This is a genomic window from Halomonas sp. DP3Y7-2, assembly GCF_019800795.1.
Classification (GTDB): Bacteria; Pseudomonadota; Gammaproteobacteria; order Pseudomonadales; family Halomonadaceae; genus Halomonas; species Halomonas litopenaei_A.
The window spans coordinates 411794-435786 of sequence record NZ_JAHVKJ010000010.1 but is presented as its reverse complement, the minus strand read 5'-3'; the positions used below and the strand labels follow the sequence as shown (position 1 = coordinate 435786).

The 23993-nt window shown below is 61.5% G+C and carries 21 protein-coding genes; 8 read left to right on the top strand and 13 right to left on the bottom strand.

Going from position 1 to position 23993, the window contains the following annotated elements; genetic code table 11:
* Positions 1-183 precede the first annotated feature (183 nt).
* On the bottom strand, positions 184-1461 hold the full coding sequence (gene serS / locus KUV45_RS14380) for a serine--tRNA ligase (protein WP_222161926.1): 1278 nt from the start codon (positions 1459-1461) through the stop codon (positions 184-186).
* Between the two features lie 351 nt (positions 1462-1812).
* Between serS and KUV45_RS14375 the strand changes: the two genes are divergently transcribed.
* Entirely contained in the window at positions 1813-4956 is a 3144-nt protein-coding gene (locus KUV45_RS14375) for an FAD-binding and (Fe-S)-binding domain-containing protein (protein ID WP_222161925.1), read from the top strand.
* Between the two features lie 161 nt (positions 4957-5117).
* On the top strand, positions 5118-6950 hold the full coding sequence (locus KUV45_RS14370) for a sodium:proton antiporter (RefSeq protein ID WP_222161924.1): 1833 nt from the start codon (positions 5118-5120) through the stop codon (positions 6948-6950).
* A 164-nt stretch (positions 6951-7114) separates the two neighbouring features.
* Here KUV45_RS14370 and trpC read toward each other — a convergent pair whose 3' ends face one another.
* The 6 genes from trpC to KUV45_RS14340 all read right to left on the bottom strand — a co-directional run bounded on the left by trpC (position 7115) and on the right by KUV45_RS14340 (position 11474).
* Entirely contained in the window at positions 7115-7915 is an 801-nt protein-coding gene (trpC, locus tag KUV45_RS14365) for an indole-3-glycerol phosphate synthase TrpC (protein WP_222161923.1), read from the bottom strand.
* 80 nt (positions 7916-7995) lie between these two features.
* On the bottom strand, positions 7996-9015 hold the full coding sequence (gene trpD / locus KUV45_RS14360; protein WP_222161922.1) for an anthranilate phosphoribosyltransferase: 1020 nt from the start codon (positions 9013-9015) through the stop codon (positions 7996-7998).
* Between the two features lie 18 nt (positions 9016-9033).
* On the bottom strand, positions 9034-9624 hold the full coding sequence (locus KUV45_RS14355; RefSeq protein ID WP_224851811.1) for an aminodeoxychorismate/anthranilate synthase component II: 591 nt from the start codon (positions 9622-9624) through the stop codon (positions 9034-9036).
* A gap of 398 nt (positions 9625-10022) precedes the next feature.
* A complete protein-coding gene (locus tag KUV45_RS14350; RefSeq protein ID WP_222161921.1) occupies positions 10023-10493 on the bottom strand; it encodes a hypothetical protein in 471 nt (156 codons plus the stop codon).
* Positions 10490-11242 (bottom strand): antA/AntB antirepressor family protein, encoded by a 753-nt coding sequence (locus KUV45_RS14345; protein ID WP_222161920.1) that lies wholly within the window; start codon positions 11240-11242, stop codon positions 10490-10492. Before KUV45_RS14345 ends, KUV45_RS14350 begins: the two co-directional genes overlap by 4 nt.
* Positions 11243-11318: 76 nt before the next feature.
* Positions 11319-11474 carry a hypothetical protein gene (locus KUV45_RS14340; RefSeq protein WP_222161919.1) on the bottom strand — a complete coding sequence of 52 codons (156 nt, stop codon included), beginning with the start codon at positions 11472-11474 and terminating at the stop codon, positions 11319-11321.
* Between the two features lie 90 nt (positions 11475-11564).
* Here KUV45_RS14340 and KUV45_RS14335 point away from each other — a divergent pair, with 90 nt between their 5' ends.
* Positions 11565-11831: an Arc family DNA-binding protein gene (locus KUV45_RS14335; protein WP_222161918.1), complete on the top strand. Its 267-nt coding sequence runs from the start codon at positions 11565-11567 to the stop codon at positions 11829-11831.
* A 44-nt stretch (positions 11832-11875) separates the two neighbouring features.
* On the opposite strand, the gene KUV45_RS20485 is transcribed toward KUV45_RS14335, so the two are convergent.
* Positions 11876-12184: an antA/AntB antirepressor family protein gene (locus KUV45_RS20485; RefSeq protein WP_222161917.1), complete on the bottom strand. Its 309-nt coding sequence runs from the start codon at positions 12182-12184 to the stop codon at positions 11876-11878.
* Between the two features lie 59 nt (positions 12185-12243).
* Between KUV45_RS20485 and KUV45_RS14325 the strand changes: the two genes are divergently transcribed.
* The 4 genes from KUV45_RS14325 to KUV45_RS14310 all read left to right on the top strand — a co-directional run bounded on the left by KUV45_RS14325 (position 12244) and on the right by KUV45_RS14310 (position 13706).
* On the top strand, positions 12244-12450 hold the full coding sequence (locus KUV45_RS14325) for a hypothetical protein (RefSeq protein ID WP_222161916.1): 207 nt from the start codon (positions 12244-12246) through the stop codon (positions 12448-12450).
* Complete coding sequence (locus tag KUV45_RS14320) at positions 12425-12871, top strand: DUF2335 domain-containing protein (protein ID WP_222161915.1); 447 nt, start codon at positions 12425-12427, stop codon at positions 12869-12871. The genes KUV45_RS14325 and KUV45_RS14320 overlap by 26 nt, the downstream gene beginning before the upstream one ends.
* Before the next feature lie 61 nt (positions 12872-12932).
* Positions 12933-13436 (top strand): phage Gp19/Gp15/Gp42 family protein, encoded by a 504-nt coding sequence (locus KUV45_RS14315; protein WP_222161914.1) that lies wholly within the window; start codon positions 12933-12935, stop codon positions 13434-13436.
* 42 nt (positions 13437-13478) lie between these two features.
* On the top strand, positions 13479-13706 hold the full coding sequence (locus KUV45_RS14310; protein WP_222161913.1) for a hypothetical protein: 228 nt from the start codon (positions 13479-13481) through the stop codon (positions 13704-13706).
* Here the strand turns inward: KUV45_RS14310 and KUV45_RS14305 are convergent, their stop codons facing one another.
* The 4 genes from KUV45_RS14305 to KUV45_RS14290 all read right to left on the bottom strand — a co-directional run bounded on the left by KUV45_RS14305 (position 13707) and on the right by KUV45_RS14290 (position 23228).
* Positions 13707-20777, bottom strand: coding sequence for an LPD38 domain-containing protein (locus KUV45_RS14305; RefSeq protein WP_222161912.1), 7071 nt, complete (start codon positions 20775-20777; stop codon positions 13707-13709). It lies immediately after the preceding gene.
* Between the two features lie 82 nt (positions 20778-20859).
* Positions 20860-21939, bottom strand: coding sequence for a hypothetical protein (locus KUV45_RS14300; RefSeq protein ID WP_222161911.1), 1080 nt, complete (start codon positions 21937-21939; stop codon positions 20860-20862).
* Positions 21936-22388 (bottom strand): hypothetical protein, encoded by a 453-nt coding sequence (locus tag KUV45_RS14295; protein WP_222161910.1) that lies wholly within the window; start codon positions 22386-22388, stop codon positions 21936-21938. The genes KUV45_RS14300 and KUV45_RS14295 overlap by 4 nt, the downstream gene beginning before the upstream one ends.
* A 192-nt stretch (positions 22389-22580) precedes the next feature.
* Entirely contained in the window at positions 22581-23228 is a 648-nt protein-coding gene (locus KUV45_RS14290) for a hypothetical protein (protein ID WP_222161909.1), read from the bottom strand.
* On the opposite strand from KUV45_RS14290, the gene KUV45_RS14285 reads away from it, so the two are divergent.
* The gene (locus KUV45_RS14285; RefSeq protein WP_222161908.1) at positions 23227-23508 is read left to right on the top strand and encodes a hypothetical protein; all 282 of its coding nucleotides are present in this window, start codon (positions 23227-23229) and stop codon (positions 23506-23508) included. The genes KUV45_RS14290 and KUV45_RS14285 overlap by 2 nt on opposite strands.
* Positions 23509-23631: 123 nt before the next feature.
* Here the strand turns inward: KUV45_RS14285 and KUV45_RS14280 are convergent, their stop codons facing one another.
* A complete protein-coding gene (locus tag KUV45_RS14280) occupies positions 23632-23985 on the bottom strand; it encodes a hypothetical protein (RefSeq protein WP_222161907.1) in 354 nt (117 codons plus the stop codon).
* Positions 23986-23993 lie beyond the last annotated feature (8 nt).

Sequence of the window (23993 nt, the reverse complement as noted above, 5' to 3'; positions counted from 1 at the left end):
GCTTTTTACGCTCGGCCAGGCGTTCTAGGCTTTGCCCGAAAAGTCGACGAGCGAAGGTTAGACAAGGCAAAAATCGGTGAGAAAGCGCAGTTTACGAGGTGTAAATGAGCATTTTAACCGGGCTGGCGTACCAGCCGATTTTTAACGCCGTATCACCAAGCGCAGGCACTTTTCGTACAAGCCCTAGGTATTGATGCGCTCGACGCCACCCATATACGGCCTGAGCACCTCGGGCACGGTGATCGAGCCGTCTTCATTCTGATGATTTTCCATCACGGCAATCAGGCAGCGGCCCACGGCCAGGCCTGAGCCGTTCAGGGTATGCAAAAGCTGGGGTTTCTTTTCCCCCTGGGCACGGAAACGAGCCTGCAGGCGTCGTGCCTGGAAATCCTCACAGTTGGATACCGAAGAAATTTCACGATAAGTGGCCTGGCTGGGCAGCCAGACTTCAAGGTCGTAGGTCTTGGCCGCGGAGAAGCCCATATCGCCGGTGCACAGAGTCACCACACGGTACGGCAATTCCAGCGCCTGCAGGATGGCCTCGGCGTGGCCGCGCATCTCTTCCAGGGCGTCATAACTGGTCGCAGGATCCACTAGCTGAACCATTTCGACCTTGTCGAACTGGTGCTGACGAATCATGCCGCGAGTATCGCGACCATGAGAGCCCGCCTCACTGCGGAAGCACGGGGTATGCGCCGTCAGCTTCAGCGGCAGCGACTTGGCATCGACGATTTCATTGCGCAGCAGATTGGTCAGCGGCACTTCGGCGGTGGGGATAAGGTGGAACTCACGCTCGTCATCGAGCTTGAACAGGTCCTCACCGAATTTCGGCAACTGGCCGGTACCGTACAGCGAATCGCGGTTGACCATATAGGGCACGTAGCACTCTTCATAGCCGTGCTCCAGCGTCTGCTTGTCGAGCATGAACTGGGTCAGGGCACGGTGCAGCCGAGCGATGGGGCCTCGCATGACGGCAAAGCGAGCGCCCGTGAGCTTGGCGGCCACCTCGAAGTCCAGGTCGCCCTTCTTGGCGCCCAGGTCGACATGATCCTGCACCTCGAAGGCGTACTCAGCCGGGGTTCCCCAGCGGGACACCTCGACATTGTCACTTTCGTCCTTGCCCGCGGGCACGCTGTCGTGGGGCAGATTGGGGATGCCCGCCACGATATCGTCCCACTCCCCCTGGACGCCGCCCAGGGCATGTTTTGCCGCGTCCAGGCGCTCGCCCAGATCACTCACCTCATCAAGCAGCGGTTGAATATCTTCTCCCGCCGCCTTGGCCTTGCCGATAGCCTTCGAGCGTGTATTGCGCTCGTTCTGCAGGCGCTCGGTCTCGGCCTGCAGCTCACGGCGCCGGGCCTCCAGCGATGACAGCGCTGAACTGTCGAGGGTATATCCGCGGGTGGCCAGTCGTGTCGCGACCGTGTCGAGGTCGCCGCGCAGCAGTTTCGGATCGAGCATGGAATCGGGTCCGTCGGCTATGTAGGAAATGGAGATGACGTATCAGTCTGGTGCGGAGGCGCCGTGGGCCGACATACTGCATCGCCATCGAGCCATGACTCACCACAGGTGGAGGCATTCGGCTCGGGCGCCCTCCGCGCAGGCCAGTCATTGTAGGCAAATCCCGCAGGCGACGCCATTGGCCCGGGCAGACATCGCCGGCCTGGCAGATGCTGGCGTTACCGGACACGAGGGACAGCCGGGATCAGGATGTATCGCAGCCAAAGTCGCGGTAAAGTAGGCACACCTCATTCTTCCGCCCTGTCGCGAGCGCTACAACTCGCCAACGCGGGGCCAGCTTCGACCGAGACCATGATCGCTTCCCTGCCTCTTGTTGACACCGCGACCGACCTTGACCAGCACTATGTCACCTTCCTCACGACATTGAAGAACGAAGGCTTCGAGGGCGAGATGGCTCCCGACTATGCCAGTCGGACGGTGCTGGCCACTGACAATTCCCTTTACCAGCGCCTGCCCCAGGCCGCGGTCTTTCCACGCCACGCCGACGATCTGGTGCTGCTGGGCCGACTGGCCGGGCGCGATGAATTCCGCCAGGTGACGCTGACGCCGCGTGGGGGCGGTACCGGCACCAATGGACAATCCTTGAGCGACGGTCTGGTGGTGGATGTCTCCCGCCACATGAACCAGATTCTCGAGATCGACGTGGACAACCGCCGCGTGCGGGTTCAGGCAGGTGTGGTCAAGGATCAGCTGAATGCTGCCCTGAGGCCCCACGGCCTGTTCTTTGCCCCTGAGCTATCCACCTCCAATCGGGCTACCATCGGCGGCATGATCGCCACCGATGCCAGTGGCCAGGGCAGCTGCACCTACGGCAAGACCCGCGATCACGTACTCGAACTGGACAGCATCCTGATCGGAGGGGAGCGGCTGGTCACGGGACCCGTGGACGAGAGCGAACTGGCCGCACTGTGCCAGGAACAGACCGCCAGGGGGCGTGCTTACCGGGTGGCTCGAGAGATCATCGATCACCAGCGCGCTCAGATTGACGCTATCTTTCCACCGCTCAACCGTTGCCTGACGGGCTATGACCTGGCTCACCTGCGTACCGAAGACGGTCGACTGAACCTGAATAGCGTGCTGTGCGGCGCAGAAGGCTCCTTGGCGCTGACCAATGAAGCGGTGCTCAACGTGCTGCCGATTCCTCGCCACGCGGTGCTGGTCAACATCCGCTACCCAAGCTTCATGGATGCCTTGGCCGATGCCAAGGCGCTGATGGCCGGTGGCGCTTCACCGGACTCGCAGCAGGCGCTGCGTCCCACGTCGATCGAGACGGTGGACGACAAGGTACTGAGCCTGGCCATGGAAGACTTCGTCTGGGACGCGGTCGCTGAGTTCTTCCCGGTGGAAGCGGGCATGACCATCGAAGGCATCAATCTGGTGGAGTTCAACGACGACGACCCGGATCGCCTGAGCGCCAGGGTCGCCGAGTTCTGCCAGGCTCTGGACAGCGATACCAGCGTCACAAGGCTGGGCTACACCCGTGCCGAGGGCCGCGAGGCGATTGGTCGCGTCTATGCCATGCGCAAGCGCTCCGTGGGTCTGCTGGGCAACGTGCAGGGCGAGAAACGGCCCCTGCCCTTTGTCGAGGATACCGCCGTTCCGCCAGAGCACCTGGCCGACTACATTGCCGAATTCCGTGCCTTGCTCGACGCCCGGGGTCTCGACTACGGCATGTTCGGCCATGTCGATGCCGGCGTGCTGCATGTGCGCCCGGCCCTGGACATGAAAGACCCGCAGCAGCAGGCCATGATCCGGGAGATCTCCGACGAGGTGGCCGCCCTCACCCAGCGCTATCATGGCCTGCTGTGGGGCGAGCACGGCAAGGGGGTTCGCTCGGAGTATGCGCCGGCCTTTTTCGGTGAGCTGTACCCCAGCCTGCGCCGACTGAAGGGCGCCTTCGATCCCCACAACCAGCTCAACCCCGGAAAGATTGCCACGCCCCTCGTGGCTGACCGCGTCGACGACTCCGGCAGCGACACCACGTTGACGGCCACCGATCCGGGCCTGCTGGCGATTGACAAGGTGCCCATGCGTGGGGACTTCGATCGCCAGATCGATGAGCGGGTCTGGCAGGCCCACGCAGATGCGGTCTACTGCAACGGCAACGGCGCCTGCTACAACTATGACCCTAATGACGCCATGTGCCCGTCCTGGAAAGCCACGCGGGACCGGGTGCACTCCCCCAAGGGGCGAGCCAGCCTGATGCGCGAGTGGCTGCGCCTGCAGGGCCAGGCCGGCATCGATGTGGTCGAGGAAGCACAACGCAAGAGAGAAGAAACGCTGCTGGGATGGCTCAAGCACCTGCCCGGACGGGCGCGCAACAGTCTGCGCGGCAAGGACGATTTCTCCCACCAGGTCTACGACGCCATGGCCGGCTGCCTGGCCTGCAAGTCCTGTGCTGGCCAATGTCCGGTCAAGGTCAATGTCCCCGCCTTCCGTTCGCAGTTTCTCGAGGTCTATCACGGTCGCTATCTGCGTCCGCTACGGGACTACCTGATCGGCGGACTGGAGTTCATGCTGCCGGCACTGGCACCCTTGGCACCGGCCTACAATGCCGCTCTGAACCATCGACTGGTGGACCGCCTGCTGCGCAACGGCTTGGGCATGGTCGACAGTCCGCGCCTGTCGCAAGCACGCCTTTGCAAGCAGCTCAAGGCCTGGGGCGTGCCACAGGCGACGCCGTTGACCCTTGGCCGGCTCAGCGAGCGCCAGAAGGCACGCAGTGTGATCCTGGTACAGGACGCCTTTACCAGCCACTTCGAAGCCAGGCTGGTCGCCGATGTGGTGGAGCTACTGTCACGACTGGATATCCGCGTCTTCGTGGCGCCCTTCAAGCCCAACGGCAAGCCGCTCAATGTGCAGGGTTTCCTGGGGGCCTTCGAGCGCACCGCCCGACGCCGTGCTCGGGAACTCAGGGCGCTGGCCAGCAGTGGCGTCGCCCTGGTCGGCATCGACCCCGCCATGACCCTGACTTACCGCCAGGAGTACGTGAAGACACTGGGGGCGGACGCGGTTCCCGAGGTGCTGATGCTGCAGGAATGGTTGCTCAGCCTTGGCAATGGCCTGGTCCCCAGCGGACTGGACCTGAGCCAGGAGGCGCCCTTCCAGCTGCTGTCGCACTGCACCGAGAAGACCCAGGCGCCCGGCAGCCCCAAGGCCTGGCAACAGCTGTTCGAGCGCTTCGGTCTGGACCTGGCACCGCTGGCATCCGGCTGCTGTGGCATGTCCGGCACCTACGGCCATGAAGCCCGCAACCTGGCGACGTCACGCACCATCTATGCTCAGTCGTGGGAGCCCGTCGTGCAGCAACATGGCGCCCAGGGGCGACTGCTGGCCACCGGCTATTCCTGCCGCAGCCAGACCAAGCGTTTCTCGGACCTGCAGTTGCCCCACCCGCTGCAGGCTCTGCTGGAGGCCCTGCGCCGCGCCAGCTGAGGCGCTGCCCCGGGAGCAGAGAGAACCCGCGGCAGCGAGATGCGGTGGCTCCCATCGAGCAACAGTCAGACCATCGTTGACGTCTATAAGGCGAATGCATTGCATGATGGACGCCGCGCCGCTAGTCTGCGCGGCTTTTCTCTTTTCGGAGTCAACCGATCATGGAGCATGCCGGACTCACCTTGGCCAGCGTGGGCCTGCTGGCACTGGGGTCACAGTGGCTGGCCTGGCGTCTCAAGGTTCCCGCCATCCTGACCCTGTTGATTGCAGGCATCGCCGCCGGCCCTGTCACGGGCCTGCTGGACCCCGACGCGCTGTTCGGCGACCTGCTGTTTCCGCTGGTGTCGCTGGCGGTGGCGGTGATCCTGTTCGAAGGCAGCCTGACCCTGAACTTTCGCGAGCTCGGCGGCCATGGCCGCACGGTGCGACGACTGGTGACCTGGGGCGCCCTGATCACTGCGGTGTGCGGTGCATTGGCGGCACACTGGCTGTTGCAGCTGAGCTGGGAGATGGCGAGTCTGCTTGGTGCGCTGCTGGTCGTGACGGGACCGACGGTCATCCTGCCGCTACTGCAGACGCTGCGGGCCCGTGAGCACCTGACCCAGATCCTGCGCTGGGAAGGTATTCTGATCGACCCGGTGGGCGCCATAGGTGCCGTACTGGTGTATGAATTCGTGGCACTGGGTTCCGGCACCCAGGCGCTACCGCATACCTTGGCGCTGTTCGCCCAGACGGCGCTGGTCGGTTTCGGGCTCGGTGTGGCCGGCGGCTACCTGTGGGGCCAGGTGCTGCGCCAGCACTTGCTGCCACAGCGCCTGCACAGCTTTGGCACTCTGATGACCATGCTGGGGCTCTTCACGGTATCCAACGCCCTGTTCCATGAATCGGGGCTGCTGACCGTTACCGTGATGGGGGCCTGGCTTGCCAACATGCGCGGGGTGCCGACACGGCCGATCATCGAGTTCAAGGAAACGCTGTCAGTCCTGCTGATCTCTGGCCTGTTCATTCTGCTGGCAGCGCGCCTGACCGTGGAGCAGCTGGCATTGCTGGGATGGCCTGCCTGGGCCTTCCTGGCGGTGTTGCTGCTGCTGGTCCGTCCGTTGGCGGTATGGTTATGCACTATTGGCAGCGGCCTGGACTGGCGCGAGAAAGGCTTGCTGGCGTTCATTGCTCCTCGCGGTATCGTCGCCGCCGCCGTGGCATCGCTATTCGCCCTGCGTCTCGAAGAGATCGGAGTGCCCGGCGCCGATCGGCTGGTGCCGGTGACCTTTCTGGTCATCATCGCAACAGTGGTGTCACAGAGCCTGCTCGCTCGACCGGTGGGAGACTGGCTCAAGGTGCGCCGCCCTTCCGCCCATGGCGTACTGATCATTGGCGCCAACCCGGTGGCCCGCCAGATGGCACACTGCCTGCGCCAGGCAGGCCTTGGGGTACTGCTGACCGACTCAAGCTGGGATGCCGTGCAAGCGGCGCGCGCCGAAAAGCTGTCCGCCTATTACGGTGATCCGCTGTCGGAACACGCCTCCCAGCACATGGAGCTGACCGGCATCGGCTACCTCGTGCCGCTGTCTCCCTACCGCGAGCTCAACGACCTGGCGGCACTGCACTTCGAGCACCTGCTCGGCCAGGGCCAGGTGTTTCGCCTGGCGGTCAACCTGGGCCGCCAGGCCAGACGGCAGCATGCCACTGCCATTGAACACGTGCCCTACCTGTTCGGCAGGGAGATGACCTTTGCCCAGCTATCCAGCCTGGTCGAGCGAGGCGCCCGCTTCGAGGTCGAGAAACTGACGGAAACCCCACGCCATCGTCAGGTGCTGAGGCCTTCGGGCGAGAAGGCGGCGCCCCCCATCGGCGCACCCGGTACCCGCACAGCGCCTCTCATCTGCATCGGCTCGTCGGGGCGACCGAGGATTGCCAGTGCGGATGCACCGCTCAGCCCGCGCAAGGGCGATCATGTCATCCGGCTGGTCATGCCCGGTGGAGACATCACCTGAGCCAGCCGCCTCTTGCCTGAGGCCACCTTCCGCCCGAAGCCGTCTCTCGTCTGAAAACGTCTTGGGCCGGTCAAACGACCGGCCCAAGTCATATGGGAAGACATGCGGGACACCTGCTGGTGGGGCAAACACCCCAGCAGACCGAGCCTAGTGCGCTCGGACGGTCAGAAGAATAGCCGCCTCAGCGCCTCCCCAGGCTCCTCCTCACGCATGAAGGCCTCGCCCACGAGGAAGCCGTTGACGTCATGCTCACGCATGCGCAGCACGTCATGGCGATCGTGAATCCCCGACTCGGTGATGACGGTGACATTCGGCGGAATCCGCGGCAGCAGGTCCAGGGTCGTCTCGAGCCGCGTGTTGAAGGTGTGCAGGTCGCGGTTGTTGATCCCCACCAACGCCAGGTTAAGTGCCAGTGCCCGCTCGAGTTCATGGGCATCATGGACTTCCACCAGCACGTCCATGCCCAGCTCACCGGCCTGCTGGTGAAGGTCCTGCATCTTCACGTCGTCCAGCGCAGCAACGATCAGCAGGATACAGTCGGCTCCGATGGCCTTGGCCTCGCTGACCTGATAGCCATGCACAATGAAATCCTTGCGGATCACCGGCAGATCGCAAGCGGCCCTGGCCGCCACCAGGTAGTCCTCGTGTCCCTGGAAGAAGTCTGCATCAGTCAGCACGGAGAGACATGCAGCGCCTCCACGAGCGTACTGCTCGGCAATCTCGGCGGGACGAAAGTCCTCGCGGATCAGTCCCTTCGATGGCGATGCCTTCTTGATCTCGGCAATCACCGCGGGATCGCCTTCACGGATGCGCTCCGCCAGCGCGCGCACGAAGCCCCGCGGCGCATCCTGCTCGCGAGCCCGCTCGAGCAGCGCCTGCTCACTCACCTGTTGGCGCCTGCTGGCAACTTCTTCATCCTTGCGCTCGAGAATCTTCTCGAGGATCGTCGGGGTGGCATTGGCCATGTTGTGATTCTCCTTGCGGCCCCTGCGGGCATGCCATTACGGCGTCAAAACAGTCGTCACTGACGTCCAAGCCGTCGCGGTCACTGCGCGAAGACTCGCGTGAAGTGCGCCAGCTCCTTCATTTTTTCCAGCGCCAGCCGCGTCCCTTGGGCATCCTGGGCCATCAGCACCCCTTCCTTTAGAGAGTCCGCCACGTCGGCGGCGTACAAGGCAGCACCGGCATTGAGCGCGACAATATCGGCAGCGGGCCCTTCACCGGTCAGCGCCTTTTCCACCAGGCGCAGGCTGTCCTCGGCGCTACTGACCTTCAGCGAATCGAGGGACTGTCGTTCGATGCCCACGTCTTCCGGGGTCAGGGTGTAGCGATGAATCTCACCATCCTTGAGCTCGGCAATCCGGGTCGGCGCGGCCAGAGAGATTTCATCCAGTCCATCCTCGGCATGGGCCACCAGAACGTGGTGGCTGCCCAGCTTCCTCAGTACTTCGACCATCAGCTCGAGCAGATCCGGATGGTACACCCCCAACAACTGATTGGGCGCCCCCGCCGGATTGGTCAGCGGACCCAGGATGTTGAACAGCGTGCGCACCCCCATCTCACGACGCGGGCCGATCGCATGACGCATGGCCGGGTGGTGGTTCGGCGCGAACATGAAGCCAACACCCACTTCCTCGATACAGCGGCCCACTTGCTCAGCATCCAGATCAAGGCCAATGCCCGCCACCTGAAACAGGTCTGCGCTGCCGGAGGACGAGGACACGCCGCGATTGCCGTGCTTGGCCACATGGGCCCCGGCAGCGGCCGCCACAAAACTGGACGCGGTGGAGACGTTGAACAGGTTTGCCCCATCCCCGCCGGTACCGACGATGTCCACCACGTTTTCGCAGGACAAGCGGACCGGGGTCATCAGATCGCGCATCACCTGGGCGCAGCCAGTGATCTCTTCAGCGGTCTCCCCTTTCATGGCCATGCCCATCAGAAAGGCGGCGACCTGAGCGTCGGTCGCTTCGCCGGTCATGATGGTATTCATCACTGCGTAGGCCTGCTCGCGGCCGAGATTTTCCCGGCGCATCACCGCCGCGATGGCATTGGTCATCTGCATGCTAGTCTCCTGATCGGTTCAGTGGCGCTCAAGGAAGTTGGCCAGCATTTCGTGGCCTTGTCGGGACAGGATCGACTCCGGGTGGAACTGGACGCCTTCGATGGGCAGCTCCTTGTGACGCAAGCCCATGATCAAGCCTGGCGTCACGTCGTCCGTATCGGTCCAGGCGGTCACTTCCAGGCACTCGGGCAAGCTTTCTCTCTCGACCACCAGGGAGTGATAACGCGTGACCGACAGGGGGTCATCCAGTCCCTTGAACACGCCCTGGCCAGAGTGGCGAATGTCAGAGGTCTTGCCATGCATGACCTGGGGCGCTCGCACCACCTTGCCACCGAACACCTGGCCAATGGCCTGATGTCCCAGGCAGACACCCAGCAGCGGAAGCTTGCCGGCGAAGTGGCGAATCAGGTCCAGCGAGATACCCGCCTCGTTGGGGGTACAGGGTCCCGGCGACACCACAATATGACTCGGTGCCATGGCCTCGATCTCATCCAGGCTGATGGTGTCATTACGCCGCGTCACCACCTCGGCTCCCAGCTCCCCCAGGTACTGCACGATGTTGTAGGTGAAGCTATCGTAGTTATCGAGCATCAAGATCATTTCGGGCATATCCCCCTGATTTTATTACACCAACATCCCCAAAGCCGACCATCGTACTCACAATCTTACTCACATTGCCCGAATCAACCCCCTCGCGAGTCGGCAGAAACAAAAATGCCGCCTCGACAGGCGGCACTGATGCTCAGACACACGAAAGCCGCCTCGTCAAATGTCGAGGCGCCACTGCTCTGCGATGGTCAGGGAGATAGTAGTCATGCACGCTATAGTGTGGGGGTGATGCGATGCTGTCAAGATACCCATAGGGCGCTTTCTCGATTCCATGTGCCACCGCCGGTTCCAAAGGGCAGCGCTTGGAATGCGCTCGTTCCGGACTCCTCTTTGGTTCGTGGGTCAGTTGCACGAAAAGACCGCCCATTCAGGACGGTCAGGTAGGAACTAGTAGGGCCTCACGCTGCAAGCGCGGTCTTCAGCAGCACCTCTGCATGCGCCCGCAAGTCATCGCGAGCCGCCGCGATCCAATGCAGACACTCGAACATGGCCACGCCAACTTGGCAGGACGGTGAGCTATTGCTCTCTAGATAGATGGACTCAACAACCAGTAGGGCAGCGCGGGTTGCATCAAGGTGCATGCTAACGTAGCTGTCGAGTACATCGCCCGGGAGCATCAACTGCAGCTCGTCGTCGGTTGTGGTGCGCACATCGGCAAGAAGTTCTTTGCTGGGAAAGGTGTTCTGGCCATGCATTTTATGCGCGGCGTACCGGGCGCCCTCAATACATAACCACAGCTGTCGGATGGCAATGTCGATGATTGGACGATGGTCCTCATCCAGCAGCGAGCGTGTACATTGCAAGAGCCTAGTGGTCGCATCAACCCTTGTGGCCACCCCGTAAATGGCAAGAACGGTTGGAGAGATCATGCGGCCACCTCCTTTTGCTCGTCCCACAGTTTTTGCAGTTTGATTAGCCCCTTCCCGGTCACCAAGGCCGTGATGTTCTCCTGCAGCCCCTTCTCGGGGTGCTCCCAGTGGCCCACCTTGACGTCCATCAGCCCCATTTCGATCTTGGCCTGATACGGCTCATTGCGACGGTTGACCCAGCCATGATGGCGCAGGAAAGAGAAGAGCCGGTTCCGGCCGGTACCGATCGTTTTGGCGGCCTGGCCCACGGTGATGGCGTCGTGCGAGATTTCTACCTGCTTGGCGAACGCCACTTTGGGTGCGGCTGCCTGCAGCGCCCTCTCCTGCTGTTCAAGTCGCTCGGCCTGGTCGGCGGCGAGGCGTAGTGCTTCAGCCATGGTCTGCGGGAGTAAAGGAGTCACGTCCTTGGCCCTGCGCTCGCACTCGATGAAGTAGCGGCGAGCCTGCTTGCCCTTCTCGTTCCGCTCGACCATGGAAAGCTCCTTGGCCATGTCTAAAGAGAGATGGTATTCGGTGCGGACACCGCGGTTGCCCGCTCCCCCGTTTTGAGGAGCGGCCACCAGGACTACGAAGTCGCCACCTTCGGCGAATCCATATTGCGCGATACGAGACTTGATCCAGCTGGTGAAGTCGCGACCCACCCCCAGGAAGGCGTGGAGCTCGCGGGCATTGACGGTCTCGATGGCCTGGCCGCCGATGGAGGCGGTGCCGATGGCGATGATGGCGGCGTTGCTGCTAGAATCCCTCATGTGAGCTTTCCTCTGGATTGTGGTTTGCTCTACTTCCGAGGCCCTGGGCGCTGCAACGCTCGGGGCCTTTTCGTTTTTACGCGGTTTTCTGTTCTTCACGGCGCATGGCCTCTTTCGCTAGGTGATTGAGCAGCCAGGTCTGACTTCGCTCATCAGTCTTGGCCTTGGCTTCCAACCAGGCTTTGACGTCGGGCTCAAGACGGATCTTGAGCTGAGGGTTTCGCTGCTTCACTGGACGTCTCCTTGAGGACCCATCGGGTTCTTTAAAAGGTACCCAATGGGTTTGTTGTCGTCAAGCACCCAATTGGTCCATGATTCGAGCATGGACAACCGAACCGACCCGCAATACAAGCTGCGTATGCCGCCCGAGCTCCGAGACAAGCTTAAGGAAGCGGCCAAAGAGAACCACCGCACGATGAATGCGGAGATCATCGCACGCCTCGAGGCCAGTTATGGCAGCAGCTCAATTAGCAGCGATGAGGGGGCGCGCGCCCTCCATGAAGCTCGACAGAGGCTTGATGCGCTAAAAGCAGCCCTCGATCACGCTCTTCATGAGTATGATCGAATTGTTCGTGAGCGAACAAAGTAATCCAGGACGTGTATGCCTTGGGGAAAATTCGCTGCTGCCAGCGGTCAACTCGCGGCATAGCTGGGCGACGACCACGTAGCTGTCACGGCGGCCCTGATCGCCCTCGAAGATATAGACCTCGGTGGTATAGGAGCGGTTATTGCCTTTGGTTTCTTGCACGTCCCCCAGTGGGGGTTGTGAGATAACCCCTCGTTCCGCTCGACCATGAAAAGCTCCTTGGCCATGTCTAAAGAGAGGTGGTATTCCCGGCTGGGACGCCCACCGCTCGGGGTTTTACTCAATTCTGAGTAAAAGTCCTGGTCCTTGGTGAAGCCGTATTCTGTGATGCGGCGGCATAGGCGATGAATAGCCACCCAGCCCTCGTATGGGCTAGGATACAAAGTGCATGACGTAGAGTTCAGAGGAGGACTCCATGAAAATGAAGACGTTTGCCCGCGGCTTTGCCGGAGTGGTCACCGTCTTGCCTCGCGAGCGTAAGCCGGTGAAGTACATCAAGCAGATGCCACTCGCTGCCCGCCAGCGGAGCGACCGTGAGGCCATTTGGGGAGACTTCTGTGCGCTCGGGGATGATCTAAGGAAGGCACGGGAGCTGTATGACAGAACCGAAAACGCCACCTGACAACTCTCAGCCTCGAGAAATCAGCTTTCAGGCGCAGCACATCACCCACTCCGGTCCCGTGCCACCTGCCGCAGAGATAGCCCGCTACGAGCAGATCCTGCCAGGCGCTGCCGATCGCATCTTCACCATGGCGGAGCAGGAGCAACAGCACCGCCATCAGGAAGAGAAAGACCAAAATGAAGCGAATGCTCGCATCGCCAACGCCAACGTTCGCGCTTCTGACTCCAACGTTCGCGCCCAGGATGCCAGCATCGCCGAGATCCGTCGCGGGCAATGGATGGCGTTCACGCTCGGCCTGGTATTTCTTGCCATAACCTTAACCTTCGGCCTGCGCGGGCAAGAGATCGCTGCATCGGCGCTAGGCCTCGGAGGGGTAGCCGCCGTGGCTACGGTATTTATCAAGGTGCGGAGCAAGCAATAGTAAGTCCCACGTATCTTGTAACGCCGGGTACACCGAGACGAGATCAACGGAGAGAGGCGATATGGGGAAGGTTTTAGCGCCATTAGTCGCCGCTACTAGCATCTATTCTTGTGCAGCATCGGCAGATGTTGTTGATATACCGGGCTTGGCTCGAGCCTTCTTCCCTAGCGCCGATATTGAAGAGATTCAAGCTTCGGATTCAGCCACACAATACAATTATATCGACAGTGAGTCTGTGATAGCTTACAACCTTTATGTCGTAAAGGGGCATGAAGAAGATGTCACGCCATCATGGGCGGATGATTATATTGCGGGAAATGCTGCTGCAGTGCCAGAAAGCCAGTATCTGCTAATCGAGATGCAAGCTTCCCTCGCAGATGTCACGACTGACTTCTATATTGATGGCCGAATCAACGGGCAAAGATTCGAGAAAATTTGCAGACTGCTAATGAATCAGCGGGACTACGGAACATGGTGCGTGGCGACACTGGGATCTTCAGCAAACACAAAGAAAGCATTCAGACATTTCGAAGAATTTTCTGACGATTTCGAACTTTTAGAATAGAAGGCCCTCGCACTTCGTATCTTGCATGACTAAGGTTGGTGCATGGGAATAGATACCGAAACCGTCCTTGGCCTTGCCTTCTCCCTGCCCCTTCTCGGTCTGCTGGCGATGATCGGCGTGCCCCGGGACTGGCAGAACGTGCAGGGCTGGCTGATCGTCAGCTACCTGGGCATCCCCGGGTTCCTGATCATCATCGCCCTGCTCGTGAACATGCCGGCCCTCCTCTTCGGCGCGCTCTTCCTGCTCGGTGTCTTTGCGGCAGGAAAGTGATTAACCCGAGCGCGCCTCCAGCACTCGCTCACCTAAGGCACGCTGGATCTGGTTTTTCACTGCCGATAGACGGTCGATGCGCTGCCGCTTGAGCTCGCCATCAATACGCGATCGGCGAATCAGGTCGATGCGCTTGTTGATGTCGCTCAGGCGACGTTGAGCACGGTTGAGCGGCTTTCGCAGAGCAAGCAGATCTCGCCGGGATTCCGCCACTTCAGCAGCCTCTGCCAGGCGCCCCATCTCACGTAGTTCTTTCACATCGGCATAAGCCCTGCCGGCTTCGCGTAGGCCTTCATAGAACACCGTGCCATATCGGGTGTAGCGGTCCTCCTCACCCAGATCCCGGTAGAAGCGACGGACTGGCTGGTACTCGTGCCAACGGCTGGCCGGGGCTTCGACACCTGAGGCGGCGCGCCACACGACATCACCAAAGGAAGCCACCCAGGTACCGACCTGGCCGAAGTACCCGCCGATGAGGTGATCGACCTGCACAGGCGACAGGGCGAGAGGATTCTTGTCAGGATCGCCGATGGCGCCAACGGTATTGTTGAGCCCCATGGAAATCCACTCGCCAAGCTTCGATGTTCCCGCACGCTTGCGAAGCTCCGGACTCAGCCTGTCCATGCCCATACCCTCGATGGGCCGGCCGGTGAAGGCGTCGTAGTTCGCATAGACGTCCAGCGCCGGCTGCACCATCTGCGGCACCGGGCTGAACGAGAAGGTGTCGGTCAGCATGTGCATCAGTCGCTGGCGGAAGACTTTGCCCGTGGCTTCGTCATCAACAAATTGCTGAGTGATCCGTTCCGCCATAGTGGCGATGGCACCTACCTCGAACGGCTTGGGAATGAAGAACGCCTGGTCGCCGAAGCGGATAAACCAGTATGTATCCTTCTGCCAATCCTCAAGCTTCCTGTACTCCTCGTCGTCCTGGTTGTGCAGGTACAGGGCTACGGTGGCCAGGGTCAGGGCTCCAGCCACCGTCCAGAAGCGGGCTGCCGCCTGCTTGTCGGTGGTGCTGGCCTTGCCCTTGCCGAACACCTCGGCGAGCACATTCGCGCCCGGCTTGAAGCCTGACCGATAGATCTTGTCGAGACCCTGAATACGAGCGTTCAGGAACGGCACGATATCGATCAGTATGCGCACCGCGGGCCAGGCACCATGAGCGCTGAAGTCGATCAGATCGCGCGCTTCGAACGCTGCACGAAGCTCGCCGCCCTCACGGTTTTGACTGTAGATCGCCGCACGGTTGAGATTCTCTGCCGTGTTGTTGACGTCGTTCCACCATGCCCAACCCTTCCGCATCACATCCGGGATGAGAAACGGCCCGCTGATGATCTTGGCATTGCGCATGTCTCGGGTCAGCTGGGCACGAAGTTCGTCCGGATTTGAGTTATAGAGGTGGCCGAAGTTGAAGGAAGCCCCGCTGGCCATCATCTGCGCCCGGGTACGCTCGTCCTTCCACGCGCGCCCACCATCGATGACGTTCTTGAAGGCATTCTTCGATACATCGTTGGTGGCCGTCGCCTGCAAGCTATCGCGAATCAGGTTAGCCACCATGAATTGTGGCGTGGTGGTGGTCAGATTGGTGAACGTCCGCTTGAAGGCGCGCATGACCTTCATCATCGCCGAGTTCATGCCGGGATGGGCCAGAGATGTCAGTGCTTGAAACACCAGCGGGTCGTCGATCTGATAGAAGGCCTTCTTACCACCTTCCATTACGAAGGTGCTGTTGGTGGTGTCGCGGTTGCCTTCAGGCACCTGCTCCGCAATACCCAAGCGCTTGGCATTCTCTACTGCCTGCACCGCCGCCTGGTTCTTCAGAGAGGCATCCAGGAGGTGGTGGAAGTTCATCATGGTGTTCTGAAGCAGATCGTTGATGTTCTGCGTGCCGCCTTTGAGGCGCTTGTACGCCTGCTGGCGGGACAGCCCGCTAGTGGCCATCTGCCCCGTGGGCGCGCCCTTCTCCTCGCTGAGGCGGTAGAACGGCACATAGAACTCGTCGCGCCACATGGCCCGCTGATCGGCGCTGATGATGCCCGACTGCTCGGCCACGGCGAGCACGTCGTCGCGATACTGCTGGAAGTCACGGAACACCTCCTGGTAGCGATCGGCCCGGGCAGAGCCATCCTCGAGGCGCCCCTGGTCGAGCTTCTTGCCGGCGGCGATCTCCTCCTCGCTGAACAGGAACTCGCGGCCCTCGCCCTTGAGCTTGTCCGAGCGGTTGGCAGCGATCCACATCATGAAGCGCTCGATCTCAGCTGCAGAGCCCAGGCGGCCGAGCACGGAGCCGAGGCCGGTCGAGTCGTCGTCCTGCAGCTGGATGACCTTCTCCTCGGGATCAAGTCGGATGCGGCCGTTGTGGAGCATCGCATGAAGCGCGCCGTTGGCAGCGTTGCTCATGCGAGCGAGTACCCAGCTCGATCGCTGGATATTCTCGCCCAAGGCGGACTCGCCATAGAGCTGTTCATCCAAGTCCTTCAGAGCAGCGACGCGATCCACCATGCCCTGGCGAATCTTCAGGCCAGCCCTATCCCACTTCTCACGCACCCAATCCATGGCCTTGCGACGTGGCGTGCGCGGCCCAAACTTAGCCATGAAGTCACGCTGGGCCTGGCTGAGGTCATTGAACTGCTCCGCCACTGGAGAGCGTTGCTTGCCGCCAAGGCTGTAGAGCTGAACATCTTCGCCTTCACGCTCTGCCTGCTGCCTGCGCAGATAGTCCCTGGAGCGCTCACCCAACGCCAGTACGTCAGTGTAGGTCCACGCGATGGAGGGAAACAGGCGGCGCAGTAGCTCTCGAACCTTGGCTACGGCGCTTTGCCATGCCTTGGGCCTATGTCCCTTTTCCAGCAAATGAGCCACCATCTCTTCGCCGATAGTGACGCGATCCTCGCGGCTTTCTGGATCAAGGAAGGGGTAATCACGGCGCACCTCGGCCAGGGCTTCCCTACCCTGTTTGCTATTAGGCAGGGATCGATAAAGCGACAGCATCACCGCCTCAAGTTCCTGCCCAAGCACTGCCCGCATACCCTTGTGGCCAACAGCTTCATGCACGGCCACTTCAAGACCTTCTTGAACAGAAGTCAGGTTGTCGGCAATGACGTACAGGTCTCCTCCGATGTACATCCCTCGCACGTCCTGCGGGTTAACTCCACGCAGCGCCATTCCGACCAAGGCTGCTGGGGGGAGCTCTTGTGCCGACTGAATGACACGAGCGTCGGCAAGCTCCTCATGGCCTCTTAGAACAGCGGCTACGTCGGCGATGGTTGGCGTCACATTGGAAGCATCTGATCGTCCTGCACCGGACAGGGAATAGACCTCACTGTTATCTTCCAAGCTGGGCGTCTCGGATTCTTGCCCCTCTCGAGCGTCACCCAGATCTAGCTGCCCTCTCGCCATGGCCTCATCGGCTGAACGATCGCTGCCCACCAAAGCGAAGTCTTCAGCATCACGATCAGCCTCTGCGCGCTGCGCATCTTGGCGACGAATGTCGGCTTCTACTTGCTCGGCCTGCCGACGAGCCTGTTCACGACTGGCCAGCTCCTGATCATCGTATGAGGCAAGCAGAGGGGCGCTTTCATCCACCTCGCTACTCGGAAAGTCGTGCGCTGCTTCCAGCACCTGGTCGATGGGAGCATCCAGACGGATGGCTCGCACCTCACCACCCTGATCGGCCTGAGCTAACCATTGGTGATGGCCATCTACGACGTGGCCGTCAGAGGAGACAAGGATCGCCCGATCACCACCGGTTCGCTTCTTTGCGGCTTGGACTCGCTCCTCGGAAAACTCTCGCTGTGTTGGCTTCAGCGTCCGGGCTGGCACGGCAACTTCGTCGCTTGGGATGCCGCGTGCTGTCAGGAAGTTGGCGAAAGCGCCGCGGTGCTCAGCCTTGATCTGGGGCATCTCGGCACGGGGGATACCGCGCGTACCGGAGGCATCTGAAAACGCCGTCCACTCTGAATCGATCGGCTGCCCTCTCAGGGCGTCGGCTTTTCCACCCTCTGCCACCCCTTGGGCATCTTCAGCTTCTCGCCGGCTGGCAGCGTCTCGTTGGCGTCCTGAAGCGCCTGATTGAACATCGGCTTGAAGCGTTGATTGTTCGGTGCTCTCAACTGGATCTTTGGTCTGGAAAGCGACATTGAACACGTCCTCATTGGTAGTGGTGTCCTCGAACAGGGCGCCGTTACGCTCACTCTCAGCGCGCACTCGCACGACCTGGCCAATGTAGCGCATCGCCTCACCAAGAGCCCGGCGGCTGCGAAGGTTGGCCTGCATCGTCACCGCCAAGAGCGCGGTGACATCTGGGACCGGCTCGCTGAATGCATCACTCTGACGAGTCAGCTCTCGCACGCCGATACCATCTTGGCGAGCCTGGCGCACAATGCGGACGGCATCGACAATAGTGCCAATGGCATCAGCCGCATCCTGGCTTCCAGTCTCCCGAGCGATAGCCAGGTCTGGAGCAGCAGCCTGGAGCGCGGCAGTCAGGTTGCGCATCTGATCGCCTTGCTCGGTGGCCATCTCCACCATGTCTGCGTCCTGAAAAGCCTTGGCGAAGACAGCTCGCTGCATCCTGCTGCCCAGCTCAGGGCTGGCCTGACCATCCCGAGTGGTGTATCGGGCCGCCTCGTTGTTCCCAAGACGCTGCACAAACATGCGCTGGAAGTCGCGATTAGTTGCAGCCAGAGGGTCGCCTGACTGGTCCGGCGCCCAGGCTTGAAGCTCATCCCCACTGAGGCTGTCGGCATCGGCCAGCGCCTGCTCATAAGCAGTCATGCCGGCCACCTGACTTTCGTTGGCGCGGCGTGCGAAATCAGCTCGGTCAATACTGGTCAGTCGTTCACGAACCAGAACAGGCTTCGTCATCTCATCCACTGCAACCGGGTCCATGCCAAGCAGTTCGGCCTGACGCCTGACGAACACTCGGTAGGCGTCGGCGCGCTCGCCTCCTTGGCGATAGGTCTGCGCAATTGCCATGGTTCGGCCATTGCCGGATTCAACGACGCCATCAGGGCCAATTATCGGTGCTCCGGTGCTGGCATCCCGACTTGATCCCAGCCGCTCCGGGTTGAGACGCGAAGCGATGTTGCGCACCTGGACCTGACTATTGGCATTAGTCCGATCGCGAGGCTGAAGCTCAGCCGGGTAATTCGGGTTTACACGGCCATCCGGAGTGTTCGACGGGCGAAGGTCAGCAGCCTCCGCCACGCGAAAGCGAGTGCGGATGGGGGTGTTGTCGGGGAGGTACGCGGTTTCTCCGCGACCTCGGGTGCGGGCCAAGCGGGCGACGTCGGCTGCGTTCTGCTGCTGGCGAGCGCGCCCTACCTCAGCATCGATGCCAGCCCCAGTGTCGGTGAATGCGGCTCGCTCAAAAGGCTGGTCGAGGCCGGTGTTGGCGTTTCCAGCTACCGGGCCATCTCCGTAGACGATCCCCTGATCGCTGATCAAAGGGCGAACACTAGCCTGCTGCTCACGCATTCGCTCGGCGCCCTGGCGCTGGGCGGATAGAGCCTCGTCACGGCGCACGTTACGCGCCTGGGGCTCATACTGGGTCGTATCGGCAGTAGGTCCACCGGCGAAGATGGTGTCGGGGTTGCCTGGCGGAAGGCGCCGACCATCCTGGCCAATCAGCCCCACTACACTCTCCTGGGCCTGATCATCTTCGCCATTCACCAACTCGCCTTCACGGCGGGCCGGCCGCTCGTCAGTACCTTCACGACGCAGGGCACTGCGCAGGTTGGCGCTGATCCTCTCGGCACGATTCACCAAACTCTCCGCCTGAGCGAGGTTACCCTGCTCAAGAGCCCTCTCAGCGCGATCCACCATGCTCGAGATGTTGCGCATCCGTGTCTGGCCCTGATAGCTAGCACCTCGTGCCAGGTGCTGCAGGTCGTCAAGGTCCGCCATGGCACTCTGAACGCGATAACTCGCCCGCGAAGCACGCTCAGGATCTTCCACCGGCGCCGCGTCATCTACGCTGCTCTGCTCAGCCTGCTGCCCGGCCATGGCCTGAGCGAGAGCATCACCACCCTCAGCGGCGGTCTGCTCACGCGCCGCTTCAATCCGCTCGACCTGAGAGCGGGCCTGGCTACGCTCTCCCAAACCAGCTGGAGCACCAGCCAGGCCCCCCATCAGCCCGCCTGCTGCTGCCTCATCGACGATCGCTTTCAGGTCTACTTCACTCAGGTTGGCCAGCAGCGACTCGCCATTGCTCTCCACCCAGTAGTTGGCATGCTGACTGATCAGCCCCTGCAGCCCCTCGGTCGAAGCCTCCCCGATCAAGCTGGTCAGAGACCCCGAACGCAGCGCCTGCCCTGTCGTTCTGCCCGCTTGTCGGCGCAGATCCGACAGAACTCGATCACTGATTTCATCAGCAGCGCGGTCTGCAAGAGCCCCCTTTCCGGCACCACGCAACCAACGAATTGGCATGATGGCATCCAGTGAACCAGCCAACACTCCATGAGCAAGTGAGGCATCAAGGTCTTCGGTCTCCCCCATCAGAGAGCCCGTTTCCATGCCCGTAGAAGCGGCCAAGGCACCGAGCGCCTGACCTGCGCGCTTTGCCCCCTCCTTCGCTGCGGCCCCGGCCAGCATGCGTGCACCCGCGCCGGCGGCAACGCCGCCCACGCCCCCGCTGACGACCGATGTCGCCATCATTGGCAGCAGGTTACCAGCGGTGTACCGGGCCCAGTTCCAGGCATCGCCAGCACCACGAATATCGGTAAAGCCGTAGCCAAGATCATTCTCGGCGGCCTCTTCCATGTTGCGCTGATAAACGCCTCGACCAGCGTTTAATAGCGCTTCCGATTCCATGGCTTCACCAGCGGCCATGACCAGGCCGCCACCCATGGCCTGCATCTGATCGATACCGGCGGCGATGCCTCCCGTGAAGCCTGGCGTCTCGTTCGACGGGTTAACGCCACCGGACGGCGTACCACCCACGTAGGCGTCGAACTCATCATCACTGAAGTACTTGAATTCTGGGGACTCGCGGATCAGTGACTTGATTTCGTTGTCACTGCGACCGGACAGAGAGGGGTTCTTGCGACGAATTTCGTCAATCAGGGGCATCTGGCGTTGTCTCCCGACAAGGCATCGTAGGCATCGAGCCAAGCTGGCGAGGTTCAGCCAGCCTGGCTCGATGGGCGTTTTTCTATTGCAGGTTCAGGTCAATACCGGCGTCCTGCAGGCGCAGCAGTCGCTCCGCGGTCCACCGGCGCCAGTCGCTGGACAGATTGGTATCCTCGCCCAGGGAGAGCAGTTCTTCGGCTATCCGTTGTGCTTCGTCCAAGGTTTCATCACTCACGCTACCGCCTCGGCCTGCCGCACGGTTGATATCGGCTACGAGACCATCGGGGTCAGCCCCTCCTGCAAGCTCTCGCTCGATTCTCTTGAGTACGGCATCAGCTCGGTCACTGGCAGCGGTTGCAGCACGGCGCGACTCCCGTGCCTCGTCATTGGCCTCTCGCTCGGCGATTTGCTGATTGAGCAATCCGCGAACCGATGGACCGTCACCGCCACTGGAGGTAACGTCAGGCAAGCCAGCCACCTCATCAGCCCCTGTACCTCCGGAGACTTCCTCACCGGCAAGCAGTCGTTCGAGTGTTGTTCCGCCAGTCTCTCCACCACCGAGGAACGCTGTCATCTGCGCCTCAATCTGTCCCAGCCGGGACTTCTCGCCAGGGCTCAGTGGTTCAAGGCCATCTGCCTGCTTCTTCCTCAGCGTTTCCGCCTCATCGGCAAGCATGTCTAGGCGGTACTTGTCACGGTCGGAGAGCTCGGAATCCATGCCGCCCATGACCGCACCATCTGGCAAGTTGGCGTCACGATAGGAATTGCGACTGGGGCTGTACTGCACCAGGCTGCCACCCTCGGTCCGGACCATCTGCCAGTCATTAGCCCCTTCGCGCTCTTGGGCGCTCAAGCTGCTGTAGTGACGAGCGTTCTGCTGTCCTTGGCGATAGCGCTCCTGCTCCATGCTCAGGCCATGGCTTAAACGCGTGTTGTCCTGCTGATAGCCGTGCAATGTCTCGTCTCGGCGAGTCTGGAATTCCTCACCGGCCACTCTCTCCTCGCGACTGAACGACTGCTGGTCGTTCTGCCTGGCCATCGCCTGCTCATGCTCGAGCTGAGATAGAGCAGTCCGCCTGCGGTGCTCAAGCTCCTCCAGAGCATTGGTCTGGACAGCTTTACCGCCGCCCGCCAGTCCACCAGCCAACAGTCCACCAATCATTGCCCGCCTCCTTGGGCCTGCTGTCCCTGGTTAGGCCCTGCCTCAGTGGGTGTCTGCGGTCGCAGTCCGCTACGGCTTCGCTGCTTGGCGTCGCGCAAGCCCCTGATCAGCTCTGCGTAGCGTGCACGCTGCTGCGGGTCCATGTCCTGCGCTGTTTGCTGGCCGAATTGGGCCATTGCCACCATGAAGCCACCCTCGATGGTCTCACCATCGTCAGGCGCGAGAATACCCATGGTAATCGCCATCTCACCGACAGCTTGAGCAGCTATCATGGCTGCCTGAACCATAACGCCTGGAGGCACCGTCGAACCCTGATCGGCAATTGCCTGGCGCACCATCAGCATCAGCTGCGCCACGATACGTCCAATGGCCTGGTCAGGCTGGTCACGGACCTCATTGAGCATGTCACGTGCCTGCTCCAGCATCGGTCCGTATAGGGATTCAAGCATCGCCTTAACGATCTGATCTCGCTGCTGAGCGCCCTGCTCTGGGTCCATATCTACGCGAGGATCACCGCTGCGACCTGGTGCTGGTCGAGAGGGCTGGCCCGGTTGGGCTTGAGGAGAAGATGCGGGGCCATCCTGAACGGTTGCAGCCCCTTGTTGCAGAAGTCCTGCCATGTATTGTCGCCTCCCGGCGAGTTATGAGAAGAACTGTTCGGCGTAGCTGGCGTAACCGTCAAAGTCCACGGGGCCATAGCTGGGCGCGGGAGCAGGCGCCTCTTCTTGGGTCGATGAAGGCGCAGCGCTGCCTGCCATCATAGCACCACCAGACAACCCAAGCTGACCATCGCCCATGCCTTCCCCGGGTGAAGCCGATCCGCCGGGACTAAGCCCAATCCCTCGCCCTGTGGTGCCGCCAACGACGCCACCAAGAAGTCCACCAACGACACCACCATAGGGCCCTGCCAGCGCCATACCCAGCTCGCCGCCAACGCGACTGCCAGCCATACCTCCCAGGGTCCCGGTCACCGTTCCCAGCGCTTGACGGCCTACCGCCCTGCCAAAGCTGTCATCAATGTCGAGACCAAACTCGGCGTTGTGATCTTGGATTGCATTCTGAGCCTGGTTGGCGGCAAGGCCCGTACTACCCACCTTTCCTGCCACCATTCCCAGCGGCCCCGTCAGCGACAAGGCGCCCTGTACCGCGGTTCCGAGAAGACCAGGCTTTGATTGCTCGTGAATCGCTGTTTCCGCCCGCTCCCTGTTCTCGGCGGTGGTGGATGAGGTAGCGCCCAGACGATCCATAAAACCTCTGGCTGCCTGACGATCAGCGGTAGCCTCGTCCATGAAACTGCGCTCGGCTCGCTCATCCAAGCTTGCTACCGCGCCGGTAGTCACGCCGCCAAGCGGTCCCCGGGCGCCGTCTTCATTGAGCCCGGTGCGCCGAGAGTCAGTTCGTGTCTGGGTGGCAATATCGGCACGAGAGCTGGGCGTGCTGGGCGCGGCCGTCGTGCTGGTGGAGGGTGCCGCTGTCTGGCTCGGAGCAGGCTGGGCTACCGATGGCTTGCTGACCGTCACTGTGCGGGTATCGTTTCCACGCCCGGTGCTCGTGTGCCCGCTGCCGTAACCGCGCCCCTTGCCCACTGTGCCGAGTTCAGAGCCCAGTCGTCCACCGCGACCAGAGGAGCCTCCTCCCGTGGCTCCTCCACCATAGCCTCCACGCCCTCCAGTGGCGCCATCAGCTGCAGAGTCAGCCCAGCCCATTACGAGAACCTCCCGCCACTTGGCCATTCGTCACTAGGCCATCGGTCAGAGAATTGACGTGAGAGTCGTAATTCATGACCTCGCCGGGACGAGCGAAGCGATCTTCACGTTCACGCTCGTACATGTCCTGCCGGAACGCCCACTCATCGCGCTGAAGTTCACGCTCCCGATCCGCCTGCTTTTCGGCCAGATAAGCCTGCCCCACCCCAGTGGCAATACCGCCAATCAAGTTGGACGCTTCAGGATTATCCCCCAGCCAGTCAAAGGCGTTGGTCGCGTACTTTGAAGCCGTATCGAAGCCAGCGCTCAGGGCGCTGGACACACCATCAAACCAGCTCATCGCTTACC

What these genes read in the sequence shown, in the direction of transcription:
- serS (WP_222161926.1), bottom strand. Translation starts at nt 1,461, where the DNA reads ATGCTCGATCCGAAACTGCTGCGCGGCGACCTCGACACGGTCGCGACA.
- KUV45_RS14375 (WP_222161925.1), top strand. Translation starts at nt 1,813, where the DNA reads ATGATCGCTTCCCTGCCTCTTGTTGACACCGCGACCGACCTTGACCAG.
- KUV45_RS14370 (WP_222161924.1), top strand. Translation starts at nt 5,118, where the DNA reads ATGGAGCATGCCGGACTCACCTTGGCCAGCGTGGGCCTGCTGGCACTG.
- trpC (WP_222161923.1), bottom strand. Translation starts at nt 7,915, where the DNA reads ATGGCCAATGCCACCCCGACGATCCTCGAGAAGATTCTCGAGCGCAAG.
- trpD (WP_222161922.1), bottom strand. Translation starts at nt 9,015, where the DNA reads ATGCAGATGACCAATGCCATCGCGGCGGTGATGCGCCGGGAAAATCTC.
- KUV45_RS14355 (WP_224851811.1), bottom strand. Translation starts at nt 9,624, where the DNA reads ATGCCCGAAATGATCTTGATGCTCGATAACTACGATAGCTTCACCTAC.
- KUV45_RS14350 (WP_222161921.1), bottom strand. Translation starts at nt 10,493, where the DNA reads ATGATCTCTCCAACCGTTCTTGCCATTTACGGGGTGGCCACAAGGGTT.
- KUV45_RS14345 (WP_222161920.1), bottom strand. Translation starts at nt 11,242, where the DNA reads ATGAGGGATTCTAGCAGCAACGCCGCCATCATCGCCATCGGCACCGCC.
- KUV45_RS14335 (WP_222161918.1), top strand. Translation starts at nt 11,565, where the DNA reads ATGGACAACCGAACCGACCCGCAATACAAGCTGCGTATGCCGCCCGAG.
- KUV45_RS14325 (WP_222161916.1), top strand. Translation starts at nt 12,244, where the DNA reads ATGAAAATGAAGACGTTTGCCCGCGGCTTTGCCGGAGTGGTCACCGTC.
- KUV45_RS14320 (WP_222161915.1), top strand. Translation starts at nt 12,425, where the DNA reads ATGACAGAACCGAAAACGCCACCTGACAACTCTCAGCCTCGAGAAATC.
- KUV45_RS14315 (WP_222161914.1), top strand. Translation starts at nt 12,933, where the DNA reads ATGGGGAAGGTTTTAGCGCCATTAGTCGCCGCTACTAGCATCTATTCT.
- KUV45_RS14310 (WP_222161913.1), top strand. Translation starts at nt 13,479, where the DNA reads ATGGGAATAGATACCGAAACCGTCCTTGGCCTTGCCTTCTCCCTGCCC.
- KUV45_RS14305 (WP_222161912.1), bottom strand. Translation starts at nt 20,777, where the DNA reads ATGCCCCTGATTGACGAAATTCGTCGCAAGAACCCCTCTCTGTCCGGT.
- KUV45_RS14300 (WP_222161911.1), bottom strand. Translation starts at nt 21,939, where the DNA reads ATGATTGGTGGACTGTTGGCTGGTGGACTGGCGGGCGGCGGTAAAGCT.
- KUV45_RS14295 (WP_222161910.1), bottom strand. Translation starts at nt 22,388, where the DNA reads ATGCTTGAATCCCTATACGGACCGATGCTGGAGCAGGCACGTGACATG.
- KUV45_RS14285 (WP_222161908.1), top strand. Translation starts at nt 23,227, where the DNA reads ATGAAACTGCGCTCGGCTCGCTCATCCAAGCTTGCTACCGCGCCGGTA.
- KUV45_RS14290 (WP_222161909.1), bottom strand. Translation starts at nt 23,228, where the DNA reads ATGGACGAGGCTACCGCTGATCGTCAGGCAGCCAGAGGTTTTATGGAT.
- KUV45_RS14280 (WP_222161907.1), bottom strand. Translation starts at nt 23,985, where the DNA reads ATGAGCTGGTTTGATGGTGTGTCCAGCGCCCTGAGCGCTGGCTTCGAT.